This window comes from Vibrio sp. 2033, assembly GCF_033339735.1.
The window spans coordinates 1-581 of the sequence record NZ_JAWOVC010000605.1; the positions used below are offsets into that span (position 1 = coordinate 1).

1 protein-coding gene is annotated in these 581 nt (G+C 48.0%); it reads left to right on the plus strand.

Features of this window, described 5'->3' with window-relative positions:
• Positions 1-528, plus strand: a 528-nt coding sequence (gene nudE, locus R7P74_RS28040; RefSeq protein ID WP_318123948.1) for an ADP compounds hydrolase NudE, incomplete at its 5' end; no start/stop codon positions are given.
• Positions 529-581 lie beyond the last annotated feature (53 nt).

Sequence of the window (581 nt, forward strand, 5' to 3'; positions counted from 1 at the left end):
GTCGCTCGATCAAAACTGTTTGCTGTGGAAGCCCTCGACCTTCGCTTCTCCAATGGCGAGCATCGCACTTATGAGCGCATGAAGCCAAGTGGTCGCGATGCCGTAATGGTTGTACCGATAACCGAGCAGGGCGATTTACTGTTGGTACGTGAATACGCTGCTGGTACAGAGCGTTACGAACTGGGTTTTCCTAAAGGTCTTATCGATCCCGGTGAAACGCCACATCAGGCCGCTGACCGCGAACTAAAAGAAGAAATTGGTTTTGGTTGTAAGGAACTCACCCCGTTAAAACAAGTGATCCTTGCTCCTTCTTATTTTTCGAGCAAGATGACGCTGTTTCTAGGTCAATCGCTATACCCTGCAAAGCAAGAAGGTGACGAACCAGAGCCGTTAGAAATTGTGCGCTGGCCACTCGCACAAGCCGAAGAGCTATTAACGCATTTGGACTTCTGTGAAGCACGAAGCATCACGGCGTTAATGTTGGCACTGAAACACTTACCAAACACCACTCACAACAACAATCAATAACGGTGTAAACCGACAGATATTGTGAGTAAGGACTATCACCTATGCCAATGACA